This window comes from Rhodococcus sp. MALMAid1271, from assembly GCF_049195265.1.
Taxonomy (GTDB): Bacteria; Actinomycetota; Actinomycetes; order Mycobacteriales; family Mycobacteriaceae; genus Rhodococcoides.
In genome coordinates, this window is the sequence record NZ_JBMIRQ010000108.1 from 57,796 (window position 1) to 72,481 (window position 14,686).

The 14,686-nt window shown below is 64.5% G+C and carries 17 protein-coding genes; 9 read left to right on the plus strand and 8 right to left on the minus strand.

Going from position 1 to position 14,686, the window contains the following annotated elements:
* Positions 1 to 147: 147 nt before the first annotated feature.
* Positions 148 to 906, plus strand: coding sequence for a GTP pyrophosphokinase family protein (locus tag ACOQFP_RS18070; RefSeq protein WP_341244545.1), 759 nt, complete (start codon positions 148 to 150; stop codon positions 904 to 906).
* Positions 907 to 974: 68 nt separating this feature from the next.
* Here ACOQFP_RS18070 and ACOQFP_RS18075 read toward each other — a convergent pair whose 3' ends face one another.
* Positions 975 to 2,558 (minus strand): MFS transporter, encoded by a 1,584-nt coding sequence (locus ACOQFP_RS18075; RefSeq protein ID WP_341244544.1) that lies wholly within the window; start codon positions 2,556 to 2,558, stop codon positions 975 to 977.
* A 117-nt stretch (positions 2,559 to 2,675) separates the two neighbouring features.
* Between ACOQFP_RS18075 and ACOQFP_RS18080 the strand changes: the two genes are divergently transcribed.
* Positions 2,676 to 3,242 carry a TetR family transcriptional regulator gene (locus tag ACOQFP_RS18080; RefSeq protein WP_206487270.1) on the plus strand — a complete coding sequence of 189 codons (567 nt, stop codon included), beginning with the start codon at positions 2,676 to 2,678 and terminating at the stop codon, positions 3,240 to 3,242.
* A gap of 22 nt (positions 3,243 to 3,264) precedes the next feature.
* On the opposite strand, the gene ACOQFP_RS18085 is transcribed toward ACOQFP_RS18080, so the two are convergent.
* Positions 3,265 to 4,290 carry a YafY family protein gene (locus ACOQFP_RS18085; RefSeq protein ID WP_341244543.1) on the minus strand — a complete coding sequence of 342 codons (1,026 nt, stop codon included), beginning with the start codon at positions 4,288 to 4,290 and terminating at the stop codon, positions 3,265 to 3,267.
* 62 nt (positions 4,291 to 4,352) lie between these two features.
* Between ACOQFP_RS18085 and ACOQFP_RS18090 the strand changes: the two genes are divergently transcribed.
* Positions 4,353 to 4,781, plus strand: coding sequence for a VOC family protein (locus ACOQFP_RS18090; RefSeq protein ID WP_206487266.1), 429 nt, complete (start codon positions 4,353 to 4,355; stop codon positions 4,779 to 4,781).
* Between the two features lie 35 nt (positions 4,782 to 4,816).
* Here ACOQFP_RS18090 and ACOQFP_RS18095 read toward each other — a convergent pair whose 3' ends face one another.
* Together ACOQFP_RS18095 and ACOQFP_RS18100 are read right to left on the minus strand one after the other, a co-directional pair.
* Positions 4,817 to 5,788 (minus strand): NAD-dependent epimerase/dehydratase family protein, encoded by a 972-nt coding sequence (locus ACOQFP_RS18095; protein WP_421585083.1) that lies wholly within the window; start codon positions 5,786 to 5,788, stop codon positions 4,817 to 4,819.
* Between the two features lie 126 nt (positions 5,789 to 5,914).
* Entirely contained in the window at positions 5,915 to 6,748 is an 834-nt protein-coding gene (locus ACOQFP_RS18100) for a DUF72 domain-containing protein (RefSeq protein ID WP_341244551.1), read from the minus strand.
* Between the two features lie 34 nt (positions 6,749 to 6,782).
* Between ACOQFP_RS18100 and ACOQFP_RS18105 the strand changes: the two genes are divergently transcribed.
* Positions 6,783 to 7,169 carry a hypothetical protein gene (locus ACOQFP_RS18105; protein WP_421585084.1) on the plus strand — a complete coding sequence of 129 codons (387 nt, stop codon included), beginning with the start codon at positions 6,783 to 6,785 and terminating at the stop codon, positions 7,167 to 7,169.
* A gap of 8 nt (positions 7,170 to 7,177) precedes the next feature.
* Here the strand turns inward: ACOQFP_RS18105 and ACOQFP_RS18110 are convergent, their stop codons facing one another.
* Positions 7,178 to 7,843, minus strand: a complete 666-nt coding sequence (locus ACOQFP_RS18110) for a LuxR C-terminal-related transcriptional regulator (RefSeq protein WP_421585085.1) — start codon at positions 7,841 to 7,843, stop codon at positions 7,178 to 7,180.
* Positions 7,840 to 9,162: a sensor histidine kinase gene (locus tag ACOQFP_RS18115; RefSeq protein ID WP_421585086.1), complete on the minus strand. Its 1,323-nt coding sequence runs from the start codon at positions 9,160 to 9,162 to the stop codon at positions 7,840 to 7,842. The genes ACOQFP_RS18110 and ACOQFP_RS18115 overlap by 4 nt, the downstream gene beginning before the upstream one ends.
* A 103-nt stretch (positions 9,163 to 9,265) precedes the next feature.
* Here ACOQFP_RS18115 and ACOQFP_RS18120 point away from each other — a divergent pair, with 103 nt between their 5' ends.
* A complete protein-coding gene (locus tag ACOQFP_RS18120; RefSeq protein WP_421585087.1) occupies positions 9,266 to 10,366 on the plus strand; it encodes a S1C family serine protease in 1,101 nt (366 codons plus the stop codon).
* A 41-nt stretch (positions 10,367 to 10,407) separates the two neighbouring features.
* Here the strand turns inward: ACOQFP_RS18120 and ACOQFP_RS18125 are convergent, their stop codons facing one another.
* Positions 10,408 to 10,788: a VOC family protein gene (locus ACOQFP_RS18125; protein ID WP_421585088.1), complete on the minus strand. Its 381-nt coding sequence runs from the start codon at positions 10,786 to 10,788 to the stop codon at positions 10,408 to 10,410.
* A 59-nt stretch (positions 10,789 to 10,847) separates the two neighbouring features.
* On the opposite strand from ACOQFP_RS18125, the gene ACOQFP_RS18130 reads away from it, so the two are divergent.
* From ACOQFP_RS18130 to ACOQFP_RS18145, 4 genes are all read left to right on the plus strand, one after another.
* Positions 10,848 to 11,825 (plus strand): LLM class F420-dependent oxidoreductase, encoded by a 978-nt coding sequence (locus ACOQFP_RS18130; protein ID WP_341244936.1) that lies wholly within the window; start codon positions 10,848 to 10,850, stop codon positions 11,823 to 11,825.
* Positions 11,826 to 11,892: 67 nt separating this feature from the next.
* Positions 11,893 to 12,501: an AIM24 family protein gene (locus tag ACOQFP_RS18135; RefSeq protein ID WP_206487458.1), complete on the plus strand. Its 609-nt coding sequence runs from the start codon at positions 11,893 to 11,895 to the stop codon at positions 12,499 to 12,501.
* Between the two features lies 1 nt (position 12,502).
* On the plus strand, positions 12,503 to 13,180 hold the full coding sequence (locus ACOQFP_RS18140; RefSeq protein WP_206487244.1) for an AIM24 family protein: 678 nt from the start codon (positions 12,503 to 12,505) through the stop codon (positions 13,178 to 13,180).
* Positions 13,181 to 13,189: 9 nt separating this feature from the next.
* Complete coding sequence (locus ACOQFP_RS18145) at positions 13,190 to 13,933, plus strand: AIM24 family protein (RefSeq protein WP_341244935.1); 744 nt, start codon at positions 13,190 to 13,192, stop codon at positions 13,931 to 13,933.
* On the opposite strand, the gene ACOQFP_RS18150 is transcribed toward ACOQFP_RS18145, so the two are convergent.
* Positions 13,922 to 14,674 (minus strand): alpha/beta fold hydrolase, encoded by a 753-nt coding sequence (locus ACOQFP_RS18150; RefSeq protein WP_421585089.1) that lies wholly within the window; start codon positions 14,672 to 14,674, stop codon positions 13,922 to 13,924. The genes ACOQFP_RS18145 and ACOQFP_RS18150 overlap by 12 nt on opposite strands.
* Positions 14,675 to 14,686: the final 12 nt, after the last annotated feature.

Below are 14,686 nucleotides of genomic sequence, written 5' to 3' on the forward strand. Positions count from 1 at the left end.
CGTGTGAACTGGGGCATCACCGCACGCATCAGTGCCAGTCCTGTGGCGTCGTGATATTCACTCCCGAACTCGGCCCGTCGTGCAGTGATGCGAGCTTCGATTCGCGCGCCGCGCGGGCCCGACCTGCCGTCGTGGACAATCGTGATCATGAACGAGGTCATGAAGAACGGTGAGACTGCGGTCGATCTGGGACGGCTGAGACACGATTTCACGCGATTCATGATGAGTTACAAGTTCGGGATCGACGAGCTGATCACCAAGATCAACATCCTGAAGCAGGAATTCACTCACATTCACCGCTACAGCCCCATCGAACACGTCTCGTCGAGGTTGAAGACGCCCGAGAGCATCATCGACAAGGCCCAGCGCAAGAAGTGCGCGCTGAACCTCGATGCGATCCGGGAGAACATCCTCGACGTCGCAGGGGTCCGCATCACCTGCAGTTTCATCTCCGACACGTACCGCATCGCGGACATGCTCAGCAGTCAGACCGACATTCGGGTCGTCGAGATCAAGGACTACATCGCGAACCCGAAACCCAACGGCTACAAGAGTTTGCACCTGATCGTCGAGATTCCGGTGTTCATGTCCGACGGCGTCCAGCCGGTGCTCGTCGAACTGCAGATCCGAACCATTGCAATGGACTTCTGGGCAAGCTTGGAACACAAGATCTTCTACAAGTACCGCAAGCAGATTCCGCCGACTCTGCTGGCCGAACTGACCGAGGCAGCCGAGAGCGCGAACAAGCTCGACGAGAAGATGGAAAGACTGCACGACGAGGTGACGGAGCTGAACGGCGATGCCGAGAACTCCATCACCCTCGGTTCGATGCCACCGTTGGCTCTACCTCCCGAGTTGCTGCACATGCTGCTCACCGCGCAGGCCGATGCCATCGATCCGGACTGACAGGGCCTCGAGAACGAAGAACCCCGCTGCTCGACGGCTGAGCAGCGGGGTTCTTCGTTTCGCGAGGACTATCCGATGTGGACCGGAGTGTCCCCGACGGGCAGGTCGTCCTTCTTCGCGCGGACGAGCCCGAGCACGACCGGGCACACCAACGCGACCAGGATCGCAGCGGTGCCGAAGGCCCAGGCGTAGCCCGACACCTCGGCTGCGAAGGCGTGATCGATGGTCGCCAGAACGAACTCTCGGATCGGCTCCGGCAGCGCGGCCAGTACCTCGTCGCTCGGGATCTGCTGGCCGGCGAGGGCCTCGGCTGGAACTCCTGCGGGTGGAGTCGGGGCGGGGTTGTCGGCAAGGTACGACGTCTTGGACGAGGTGTACACCGTGGTGAACACTGCTGCGCCGAGTGCACCGCCGACCTGCAGGGTGGCGTTGATCAGAGCGGATGCGGCACCTGCGTCGTGATCCGGGACGCCGATGAGCGCGACGTTCTGCATCGGCACCATCAACAGGCCCAGGCCGAGGCCGAGCAGCACGACGCCGGGAAGGACGTGTGTCCAGTAGGAGGTGTCGACGCCGATCTGCGTCAGCAGGAGCAGACCGATCGCCGAGACGACGGGTCCGACGGCCATCAGTGGCTTGGGCCCGATCCTCGGAACGAGAGCGGACGCGATCGCGGCAGTGATCAGGATTCCGCCGGTCATCGGCAGTGATGCGACGCCGGCGATCACCGGGCTCATCTCGAGCACGATCTGGAAGTAGAAGGTGAGGTACAACGTGCCGCCCAGCAATGCGGCACCGATCACGGCCGATCCGATGTACGCCGCACCGCGGTCACGATCCAGTAGCACACTCATCGGAAGCAGCGGGTTGTCGGACTTGGTCTCGACGACGACGAACGCGGCGAGCAGAGCCAGGCCGAGCACGATGAAGGAGATGGTGGGTACCGTCGCCCAGCCGTCTTCGGCTTCGGTGAAGCCGTAGACCAGCGACGCCAGTCCGAGTGCTACGAGGATCGCGCCGGGCAGGTCGTAGCGAGTGTCTCCGTGCGCCTTGCTTTCCTTGACCAGCGGAACAGCGGCCGCAATGGCAACGATCGCAACGGGGATGTTGACGAGCAGGCACCAGCGCCAGTTCGCGTATTCGGTGAGTACTCCACCGAGGAGCAAGCCGACGGCTGCGCCGCCTCCGGCAATGGCTCCGAACACACCGAATGCTTTGGCGCGTTCCTTGGTGTCGGTGAACGTGACGGTCAGGATGGCCAGTGCTGCAGGTGCGAGCAGCGCGGCGAAGACTCCTTGGCCTGCGCGTGCGATGAACAGCTGCCACCCCTCTTGGGCGAGTCCGCCGACTGCGGAGGCGACGGCGAAGCCGGCCATGCCGACGATGAACGAGCGCTTGCGTCCCCAGTAGTCGGCGATGCGTCCGCCGAGCAGCAGGAGTGCGCCGAACGACAACGCGTAGGCGGTGATGACCCAGGCGCGGCTGCTGTCACTGATACCCAGGTCCAGCTGAGCCTGCGGCAGCGCAATGTTGACGATGGTGCCGTCCAGCACGATCGTGAGCTGCGTGATGGCGACGATGCAGAGCACCAACCACCTGCGCTCGTAGTTCGGATTCGGATCCGACGCTTCGCGCTCGGAGACCTGCGACATGTTTCTACCCCACTCGTACTCGTTGATTCTCGGGCCCGAAAGATGTCCCGACGAAAACCTAAGCGACGCCGCACCGAGAGTCAAACGAACTAGTTGGTAGGAGGTATGGTGGCCGATATGAAGCCAGACGCCAGCGCAACCCGCGCCCGCATCGTCGTCGCCGCACGCGCAGAGTTCTCCGAGCACGGACTGGCCGGGGCACGGGTGGACCGCATCGCGGTCTCGGCGAAGGCGAGCAAGGAACGCCTGTACGCATACTTCGGAGACAAGGAAGCACTGTTCCGGGCCGTTGTGGAAGACGGATTCGCACGCTTTCTGGAGGCGGTTCCCTTCACCGTCGATGATCTCGGTGAATACGCCGCACGCGAATATCTGCACCTCGCAGCCAATCCCCAGGAACACCGACTGCTGCTGTGGACGCAGCTTCAAGGCGGCACGGCGGTCGCAGGTGCCGACGACATCCATGCGGTGATCGCCGAGCGGCGAAATGTCATGGCAGCCGCGCAGCAGGACGGATTGATATCCGACGCCTTCACCGTCGACGATCTGTTCACCATGATCTTCGGCATCACCTCGTCCTGGATGACAGCTCCCGGTAGCGACTGCGGCCCGATCGACGACGCGGAACACCAGCGTCGGGCATCGATCATCGAGGGCGCGGTACGACGACTTTGCGCTCCGTAGCGTTTTCTATCGTTCTCTAGCGTCAGGTCGAGAGTGGATCTCCAGGCGGAAGCGGGTCGTCACCGCACGCAGCAAGCAAACGCCCGGCCAGAATCCGGACCTGCTCTCGAAGCTCGCCTGGTTCTTCGATGAACAGGTCGCGGCCGAGTCCGGCGAAATACGGGACCACCCAGTCGAGGCGCTCGGCGCGCAGGCGAACGCGGGTCCACGGCTCCGTGTCGACGGACGCGGCCGGCTCCAGCGTCGCCAGGCCGGCGGGAAACTGCGAGCGTAGGTCGTCGATGGTGCCGGCTACGCGGACCGATACCCGATAGCGCCACGGGGTGGCGGCCAGGCTCGCCAGAACGATCGCGCTCGCGTCGAAGTCGCCGGGAACGTTGAACGATCCGGGCAACGCCACAGGGTTGGTGATCCGATCGACACGGAAGGTCCGGACCTCACCGGTAGCCGACTCGTGGCCTGTGACGTACCAGCGTCCGGAGCGGGCGACGATGCCGTAGGGGAGGATCGTGCGCCGGCTGGCTTGCCCGTCCTTGCGGGTGTAGCCGATCTCGACGGGGTGGCGATCGCGGGTGGCCTCGGCGATGACCATCAACACCTTCGGATCGGTGTCACCGACAGTGTCCGTGCTCCTGCTTCCGAGCGGACCGAGGAGCGCCAGGTCCGCGGAGGACAGCAGCGCGTCCAGCCGTGCCGCCGTTCCTCGCGGTAGGACGCGCCGCAACTTGCCGACAGCGCTCTCCACGGTCTCGCTGTCGATCGGCAACCCGCCGCCACGGCTGCCCACGACCAGCCCCAAGAGCAGCGTGAGTGCCTCCTCGTCGGTCAACATCAGCGGTGGCATCCGGTAGCCGCGCGCCAAGCGGTAACCACCGTGCCGCCCGCGGATCGACTCGACCGGCACCTCCATCTCGACCAGCTGCGCGACATAGCGGCGCACGGTCCGCTCGTCGACGCCCAGCCGGGTGGCGAGAGTGGCGACCGACTGAATCCCTCCGGACTGGAGAGACTCCAGGAGGGTCAACACACGAGCAGTCGAGCGGGCCACGTGAACAGATTCCCACGAATACCGGGCGGATTCAGCCCTGTATCGGCCATATCGTCACAGCCATGACCAACTCACATGCCACCGCATTCGTCTCGACCCGCGTCATCACCGACAACCTCGACGCGATGGTCGAGTTCTACGAGAAGCTCACCGGCACCACCGCCGTACGCCCCGCGCCGGTCTTCGCCGAGATCCTCACCCCGACCGCGACCCTCGCGATCGGCAGCACCGCCACGGTGCCGATGTTCGCACCCGGCTCTGCCGAGGCAGCCGCCAACCGGTCGGCGATCTTCGAGTTCCTCGTCGACGACGTCGACGCCGAGTACGCCCGCCTGACCGCCCTGGGCGCGGAGTTCGTCGCCGAGCCGGCACTCATGCCGTGGGGCAACCGGGTCTTCTTCCTTCGTGACCCCGACCAGAACCTCGTTGGCGTGTTCAGCCCGGTGAGCGCGGAGGCGATCGACCGCTTCTCCGGCCGCTACGACCGCTGAGAGCGCGGGGCACACGCCCCGGACCGTCTGCCGAGTCACCGACCCGCCAGAATTGCCGCCTCCCGATCAGCCGGGAGCCCGACGGGCGGCCGATCACCCCTGATGGGCGTCCGCCCGTTCAGCGATTGCAGCCACTTCCACGTGTCCACGACGGTCTCCTGAATCGGACGTGTCCGAAGCCCTGCGGCCGATGCCTTCGACACGTCGGATGCGTGCAGCGAATCATGATCCGCACCAGGCGGAATCCAGATCGGTAGCTCCGTCCACGGCTGCACGCCCGCAGCGCTGAGAACGTCCGGTTCCACCCAGCACAAGCGAGCCTCGGATTCGGTCGCGGCGATGCAGCACTGCAGCAGTTCGCCCATCGTCGCGTGACCGGGCCGGCTCACCACGTCGTACGCCCCGCCCAGCCCTCGCGCCGCTGCATCGAGACTCCACGCGACGAGATCGCGGACATCGATGTACTGCAGTGCCAGGACGGCGGGACCGGGTGCCAGCACGTCACCCGCCCGATCGATTCTGTTCAGCCACCAGGGAAGTCGGCCGATATTTTCGTACGGCCCGAGGATCAGCCCCGCCCGCACCAGTAGTGCTCGATCGCCGAATGCCGCGTGGGCGGCCTGCTCACCGCCGAGCTTGCATCGGGCATAGTCCTCGCCCGGCCCCTGCACCGTCGGCCAGGTTTCGCTCGCTCCCTCCGTCGGCGCGTCGTACACCGATCGGCTCGAGACATAGACGTAGCTGCCCACTCGATCGGCGAGCGCAGCAGCCGAACGCTCCACCACGCCAGGTTCCCAGGACCAGGTATCGAACACGATGTCCCAGCTGCCTTCTCGAATGGAATCCAGCCCATCGGCCGCACGCCGGTCTCCCCGAAGTCGGGTGACACGCGCATCCGATGGTGCCGTTCCACGATTGAGCACCGTGACGTCCCACTGCAGCGCAAGGGCATGTTCGACGGCAGTGCGCCCGACGAAGTCGCCGCCGCCGAGAACAAGTAGTTTCATGAACCCAGTGTGCCGGTGAACGGGCTGCCATCGCAGCGGATCGACAGTGGTCCGCTCCGCTCACAGCAGCGAGACCCGCTAGCGTTCACTAGCGCCGTATTCGTCACACGCTAGAGAGCCGAATATCTATCTACCGACTCGCTCGATCAGTTTCATTGCATCGGACGGCGCGTAACCTTTGACATCGTTGTCGAAGTACACGTAGACGTCGCGTCCCGTCGACGTCCAGTCCGCGATCTTCTCGGCCCATCGATCCAGGGCGGCGTCTGTGTACCCGCTGGCATACAGCTCCTGATCGCCGTGCAACCTGGCATACATGAAATCGGCTGTCGCAGTCTCGACATAGGGATACTTGCCCGCGGTATCGGCGACAACAAACGCAACATCGTTGCGCCGCAACAACTCCACCGCGTCATCGGAGGCGAAGCTGGCATGCCTGGCTTCGACACAGTGCCGCAACGGCCTCGCCGAAGCATCAGGTAACAACACTCGATCCTCCGCCAACTTGTCATCGCGCGATTGCGCCAGAGTCACTGCAGCAGTGACGGTTCGAGGCAGCAGAGCACAGAAGTCCGCCACCTTCTGCGCGTCGAACTCGAGGTTCGGCGGCAACTGCCACAGAAACGGCCCCAGCTTGTCGCCCAAGGTCAGCACTCCGGTGGCGAAGAAGTTCGCGAGTGCACTCTCGACACCCACCAGGCGCTTGATGTGCGTGACGTAGCGGCCACCCTTGATGGAGAAAACGAACTCGTCCGGCGTCTCCTCGCGCCACTTGGTGAAGCTCGACGGCTTCTGCATCGCGTAGAACGTCCCGTTGATCTCGATCGACGTCACATGCTCCGAGGCGTACTCGAGCTCCTTGCGGTGCGCCAGGCCCGCCGGATAGAAATCGCCGCGCCACGGCGCGTAGGTCCAGCCGGAAATACCGATCAGAACTCGGGGGCGATGAGGCGCGGGCATGAGCAGACTGTAGACGGCGCGTACCGTCGTTTCCGTGCGATCCGCCCCACGGCACGTCCACGTGCTGACGTACCTGTTCACAGCGGTGTTCGCGTACGGCACGGCCGTGCATCTTGTACAGCTGATCGGCGGCGCAGGGCATCCCTATCCAGGCACACCTGCAGTAATCGCATGGTTTTTCGTCGCCCTCGTCGTACTCGATCCGCTCGCGGCGGTGCTCATCGCGCGACGCAGGCGAATCGGACTACTGCTCGGTACCACGACCCTGATCCTCGATGCGGCAGCCAACGCCGTGGTGAACTACCCACCTCACGATCCGGCCGGCGGTGTGACGGCAGCACGCGTCGGCCAGGCCGTGGTCACTGTTCTGGCACTCCTGCTGGTGACGGTGGCACCACGGTTATGGCGTTGGTATCGGTGATCGTGAAGTCACGGCGAGGTCGAGCTCGACGGGCGACCGAGATAGTGCAGGACCGCCATCACGCGCCGGTGATTGATGTCCGACGGTGGTAGCCCGAGCTTGCCGAAGATGTTTCCCACGTGCTTCTCGATCGCTCGTTCCGAAACGTGCAGCGCCGCAGCGAGAGCAGCGTTCGTCAAACCCTGGGCCATCAGGTCCAGCACCTCCTTTTCGCGGGTCGTCAGCGTGTTCAGAATCGCGCGTCGAGCACTCGACCCGACCCACTGCGCCACCACCTCCGGATCCAGCGCAGTACCACCCGAGGCGACGCGGGTCAGGGCCTCGACGAACTCGGCCACATCGGCCACTCGATCCTTGAGCAGGTAGCCCACCCCGGATGCACTTCCGGACAAAAGCTCAGCGGCATAACGGGTTTCGATCCACTGAGAGAACACCATGACTCCCACGTCCGGATGGCGACGCCGCAGCTGTACCGCTGCGACCAGCCCCTCGTCCGTGAAGCTCGGCGGCATTCGCACATCGACGATCGCAACGTCCGGCGACAATTCCTCGACGGCAACCCCGAGCGCTTCGGCGTCGCCCACCGAGGCGGCCACCTCGTGACCACGGTCGATCAGCAACTGTGCCAATCCATCTCGAAGAATCACACTGTCTTCGGCAATGACGACCTTCACAATCGACTTCCTTCCGAGGTCATCGGCAGCTGCACCGTCACCACCGTCGGCCCGCCCAGCGGGCTGTCCACACGCAGTGTGCCGTCGACGGATCCGGCTCTGGCCAGCAGACCCGTCAGACCCGTCCCGCCACCGATTTTTGCGCCTCCGATACCGTTGTCTCGCACCGTGATCACCATCGTCGTACCGTCGGCGTGGACGTCGACCCAGATCGACGACGCGCTCGCATGCTTGGCCACGTTGGTCAGCAACTCGGCCACGGTGAAATATGCGATGGTCTCGATACTCTGGCCGGGTCGATACGGTAGCAACACCGACAGTTCCACCGGCACGGTACTGCGCGAGCACAGGGTCTGCAGCGCGGCCTCGATACCCACATCCAGTGCAGGAGGGTGAATACCGCGAACCACCTCACGTAGATCGGCCAACGCCTCCTTCGCTGTGCCGTGTGCCGCCGCCACCAACTCCGACGCGTCCTCCCCCCGTGCGATCTTCTCCTCGGCGCGGCCCAACGCCATCGCCATCGTGACCAATCGCGCCTGCGCACCGTCGTGCAGATCCCGTTCGACACGGCGCAGCGTGGCCGCGGAATCGTCGACGAAGGCCGCGCGTGAGGATTCCAGGTGCTCCACCCTCGCATCGTCCTCGGTAGCTCCGAGGAGCGCACCGATCAGAAATCGTTCCACCGAAGCCAGTGCCCGAACAGGCCACGGCGCAAAGAACAGACCGACAATGCCCACCACCGCCAGCGCCGACATTTGCGGAAGCGTGTCGAAGTAGACCGAGCCGATCTGCATCACCGACTGGTGTGCGACGCCGTCGGAGTCGTAGTTGATCGGCGCAACCACCAGCCACACGACCGGCGACACGACAAGGAATGCAGGAAACGCGACAAAGGTGAGGATCACGAGGGCACTGACCCACGACAGAACCGATTCGATGGCCAGAAAGATCAGCGCACGCCAGCCGGCTCGATCCGACAGGCCCGATCGCACGACACCGAACATCCCACCGGCCCGAAACTGCGGCGGCGGCGGCACCGGGGAGCGCAGCATCGACTCCGACAGCGCCCGATACAGAGCCCCCCAACTACGCCCGCCGACGATCACCAGGGCGAGAAGAGGTATCCCCACCAGGACCACCACCAGGGAAAGACCGGTGACGAACCCGAGGAGGAGGTACATCGCGCCGAGGAACCCCACCATCGAACTGACCATCAGATAGCAGCCCTCGCGCCAGGTTCGCGCCTCGAACGGTGCCCGCAGGATCGCGTTCCACACCTTGTCCTCCGTGTACCCGGTACGTTCGATGAAAGCCATACGTGAAGTTTGTCGGTCCCAGCGCGGCAAATCGATGGTGCCAACCCTTCGATTCGCCGGTGTAGCTGGCACCACCATCGTCATCGGACCATAATCGATTGCTATGCGGTCGGGCGGACGGGCGGTGATGCTGACGCTGGTCGCCGCCGGACTGGCGCTGTTCACGGCCCCGACGCTCGGCCCAGGAACAGCGGACTTCGCTGCCGCGCCGACACCCGTGGCTCCCGTCGTCGAACCGCCGCCGCTGACACTCGACGAACTCTCGGCTCGGGTCGATCCAGCCGTCGTCACCCTCTCCGCGTCGGCCGGCTTCTCCGGAGTCGCCGGCACCGGTTTCGTCGTGGCACCCGACGGAATCGTGCTCACCAACTTCCACGTCGTCGAGCATGCCACCGACATCAGCGCAGTACACATGGGCAACGGACTCATATACGACGCCACCGTGTTGGGTTACGACAAATCCCGCGACGTGGCGGTCGTGCAGTTGATCACCGCGGCCGACCTGCCGGTGGTCGAGCTTGCCCCGGACGCACTTCCCGAGGTGGGTGATGCGGTGACCGCCATCGGGAATGCCTCGGGCGCAGGGGTGCTGGTGCCTGCGCCCGGTGCAGTGACTGCACTCGACCAGCGGGTGCTCACCCGCAGTTCTGTGGACGGCTCGCGGAACACTCTCGAACGGATGATTCGGGTCGATGCCGATGTGCGAGCCGGGGATTCGGGCGGCCCACTGTTCGACGCCTGGGGCCGGGTGATCGGGGTGAACACCGCGGGTCTGTCGGAGGACGCGCGCAACGGCACCGAGTACTCACCGCCACAGGCACCCGAAGCGTATGCCGTTCCCATCGCCGAGGCCGTCGCCGTGCTCGATCAGGTTGTCTCCGGAAGATCGGGTGGCACAGTACATGTGGGTCCGACGCCGTACTTCGGAGTGTCCGTGCGTGATGTATCGGTCTTCGAGAACAAGCCTGCACTCGGCGCGGCAGTCGTATCGGTCGCCCCTGATTCCCCGGCCCAGACGTTGGGATTGTCGAGCACAGACATCATCGTGAAGTTCGACGGCACCGATGTCCGATCCGCCTCGGACCTGTCGGAAGCACTCATCGGCCGCGTGCCGGGCGAATCGGCCGCCGTCGAATGGGTGGACGACAGCGGCATCAGAAGTTCCGGCACAGTCACTCTGGCGCAAGGAATGCCGTCAGCCTAGGGTCGTTCCGCAGGCTCCACTCCCGCAGCCTGAGGGCTCGCTCAGCCCTCCAGCACCGACAACACGTTCCCTGCCGGATCCGTGAACCAGGCGATCAACGGGCCGCCGTGTCGAAACACTCCCTTCTCATCGGTGCCCATGTCCGGATACTGCTGAAAAACAATTCCTTTCGCGACCAACGCGTCGACTGCGGTCTCGATATCGGCAACCGGAAAGTTCAAGATCGTGTACTGCGCTGGTACATGTCCGGGCCTCGGATAGATCAGCACGATCGCCCCGGTCCCCAGGTGCAACTCCAGCATGCCCATGTCGTTCTCGGCGACCGTCAGTCCGAGCGTCTCGGCGTAGAAGGCGCGCGCCGCCGGGAGATCGTCGACGGCAAATCCGGAGAACGGTGCCCTGGTCAGGTCCATGATTGTCATCGTCGAATTATCGTCCTCTCACACGCAGCACGGGCCGAAATCCGAGTAGCGTGGATCAGGTGACTATTCGCCTCGGTTACCAGATGCCCAACTTCAGCTACGACGGTTCGGTCGCGGAACTCTTTCCCCAGGTCATCGCGCAAGCGCGCGAGGCCGAAGCGGCCGGGTTCGACACCGCGTTCGTGATGGATCACTTCTACCAACTTCCCGGAATCGGCAAGCCCGACGAGCCGATGCTCGAGGCCTACTCTGCCCTGTCCGCTCTCGCCACGGCCACCGACACCATCCAGCTCTCTGCCCTGGTCACCGGCAACACCTACCGGAACCCCGCGATCCTGGCCAAGACCGTCACCACGCTCGACGTCGTCAGCGGCGGTCGCGCGATTCTCGGCATCGGAGCGGGATGGTTCGAGCTCGAACATCAGAGCTTCGGACTCGAGTTCGGCACGTTCACCGACCGATTCGAGCGGCTCGACGAGGCCCTGCAGATCATCGAACCGATGCTGCGCGGCCAGCGCCCCACGTTCGACGGCCTCTGGTACCAGGTCGAGAACGCGATGAACGAGCCGCGCGTCCGTGACGATCTGCCGATCATGCTCGGCGGCGGCGGCGAGAAGAAGACCTTCGGCCTGGCTGCACAGTTCGCCGATCATCTCAACATCATCTGCGATGCAACCGAATTGCCGCGCAAGATCGCTGCCGTCCAGGCACGCTGCGAGGAGGTCGACCGCGACCCGAAGGACCTCGAGACCAGTTTCCTCGCCTTCGTCATCATCGACGAGGACGGCGACAAGGCCAAGGAACTGCAACGCGAGTTCGTGCTGAAGCAGGGTCTCGATCTGACGAACCTCTCGGACGAGGATGCGGCGAAAGCAACCGATCGCCATTTCTGCGGAACACCCGATGACGTCGCCGAGCAGGTCCAGCGGCGCGTCCTCGATCGGGGCGTCGACGGCATCATCATCAACCTCGTCGCCAACGGACATCAGCCCGGTGTCGTCGAACTCGCAGGTAAGGCACTGAAGCCGCTCGTCTAGATTTTTTCTCCAGCAGTAGCCGCGGGGGCGCGAGCGGTGGCATAGTTCCCCCGTGGCTCAGCTGAGGATGAACGGGCACCGCGTCTTGGTCGCAGACCTGACCGGAGATTCCCTGCGCGCGCTGTCGGGTTCAATGGTCGCGTACGAGGGCGACGTGACCTTCAAGAACGCAGGGGTGGGTGGCGGCGGCGGTTTTCGTGCCGCACTCAAGCAGAAGGTGACCGGCGAATCACTGTCGCTGATGGACGTGTCCGGTAAGGGCACTGTCTACTTCGCCGTCGACGCCCAGGACATCACTCTCGTCGAGGTGCAGGGCGACAACCTCCACGTCGAGTCCTCTCAGCTGCTCGCTCTCGCAGGCCAACTGCGCACCGATATCAAATTCTCCGGCCTACGCGGTGCAACCTCGGGCCAGGGCTTGTTCACTACCGTGGTCGGCGGATCGGGCACGGTGGCGCTGCTGTCCAAAGGTGGGCCCCTCATCGCCCTCGCCGTCGATCCGCAGTACCCCCTCGTCGTCGATCCCGACGCATTCGTCGCCCACCGCGGACAGCTCAACCAGAGTTTCGTCACCGATGTCACGTGGCGTTCGGCCATCGGCGGCGGCAGCGGCGAGGCGTTCTCCCTCCGCTTCGACGGCCAGGGCGTCGTCTACATCCAACCCGAGGAGCGCTGACGTGCCGCTCGAACTCGTCAACAGCAAAGTCGTCAAATCCGTTCTGGCACCGCATCAGAACGTGCTGGCACGTCGTGGATCGATGCTGTATTACACCGGCGACGTCCGGTTCGTTCCGCAGTCGATGGGCGGAAGCGCCGGGGCCATGCCGGGTGTGGGCGGCGTTGCCGGGATGGCCGGACGAATGATGGCAGGCGAACACGTCGCCATGATGGCAGCCGAGGGGCAGGGCGAGGTCTTCTACGGGCACGCCGGCCTGTATGTCGAGGTGATCGAACTCGACGGTTCCTCGATGCTCACTGTCGAAGCCGACCGCCTGTTGGTGCACGACGGGTACCTGCAGAGTTCCATCGTGGCGCTGACCTCTCAGGGTGGAGTCCGCGGAGCGGTGCGCGGCGCGATGACGGGCCAAGGTTTGTTCACCACCCAACTCACCGGGCAGGGCAGCGTCGCCGTGCTGTCGCATGGGGGAGCGATTGCGCTGCAAGTGGGCCCCGATCACCCTCAGGTGGTGGTGGATCCGCAGGCGTACGTCTGCCATATCGGCAACATCGCCGTCGAGATCTCCGCCAACGTCGGATGGCGGGACGCCGTCGGCAGAGGCAGCGGCGAGGCAATCCAGTTGAAGATGACCGGCATGGGCACGGTGTGGGTCCAGGCGTCCGAGCAGAAGTTCTGAGGAGCAGCGATGAGCCTGGACATTCATACCCCGTACACCCTGCCTGCCGACGAGAACGTCCCCGGCAACGACTACGCGTTCTGCGTCGAACTGTCCGGCCAGCCGTGGTTCACCTCGAAGGGCGCGATGATCGCGTACTACGGCAATGTTCGCTTCGAGCCGCTCGGGCAGACATCCATGCCTGCCATCGTGGCGGCGCGGTTCTCGTCACCGCTGTATTCCAACGACTGGGTGCTCGCGCAAGGACAGGGAAAGCTGATTCTGGGCGACCGCGGATTCAACATCAACAGCTACGACCTCGACGACGGCAACCTCACCATCCGGGCCGCGAACCTTCTTGCGTTCGAGCCGACTCTGGATCTCAAGCAGTCCATCGTGCCGGGATTCCTGACCCTGCTCGGCACCGGAAAGTTCCTGGCGTCATCCAACGGCCCCGTGATGTTCGCCGAGCCGCCGCTTCGTATCGACCCGGAAGCCCTTGTGGGATGGGCAGATTGCCCCTCACCGTCCCATCACTTCGATGCAGACTGGATGCAGAACTTCCTCGGAGCGGCGCGCGGATTTCTCGGGGCGAACAGCGGCGAGGAGCGGCAGTTCGATTTCACCGGCGCCGGCACGGTGCTGATCCAGTCGAGCGAAAAGGTGCTCAACGATTCGCACCTGTTGCGCTACATAGAATCCCAGACGGTCTCGCTCGGACAGAACTCACTGCGGGCACTGCACACCACCATCGGCTCACGCCTACAGCAGTAGCCCTGCTCGCAGTGCCTCCACGACGCCTTCGCGATTATCGGCCATCATGACGTGCCCGGCATCGGCGATCCATGCGAAATGCACTCCGGCCGAGGCCAATCGGTGCTCCTGACTCGGCGCGCCGGTGCGCTCCCCGTAGACGAACGATCGCGGTACGGTCAGCGACTCCAGCATGGACTGCACCGTCGGCTCCGGCCCGACGCACAGTCCGACGGCGGTGCGATGCAGCGCAACGGGGTCGGTGATGCGCAGCGTGGACGCCCACTCGGGATCGGCGTCGGCGATGAGCGCGGCGAGTCCGGATTGGACGAACCGGGCCTCGGACTGCCGGGCGATGTCGACACTCGCAGTACCGTCCCACGGCAGCAGATTGGGTTCGAGCACGATCAGCCGTCCCACCAAATCAGGTCGACGGTATGCGAGCACGACGGCGATCGAACCACCCAGGCTGTGGCCGACCAGATCGACGGAGGTCAAGTGCTGTCGATCGAGTAGGTCTGCCACGGCAGCGGCATGGTCGTCGAGCGAATAGCCGAGATGATGTGGACGGTCGCTGTAACCGCAGCCGAGCAGGTCCGGCAGTACCCGCGTTCGCCCCTCGAACGCGGGGTCGACGGCGAGGGCACCGAATGCCGGGACCCCCGCCGAGCCGAGTCCGTGAAGAAACACCAGGGCCGGGTCGGAGTTGCCCGGCACCACGAACGTGCGAAGCCGCGGCGGCTGTTCGGAGAAAACGCGCATACTGGAGTATCA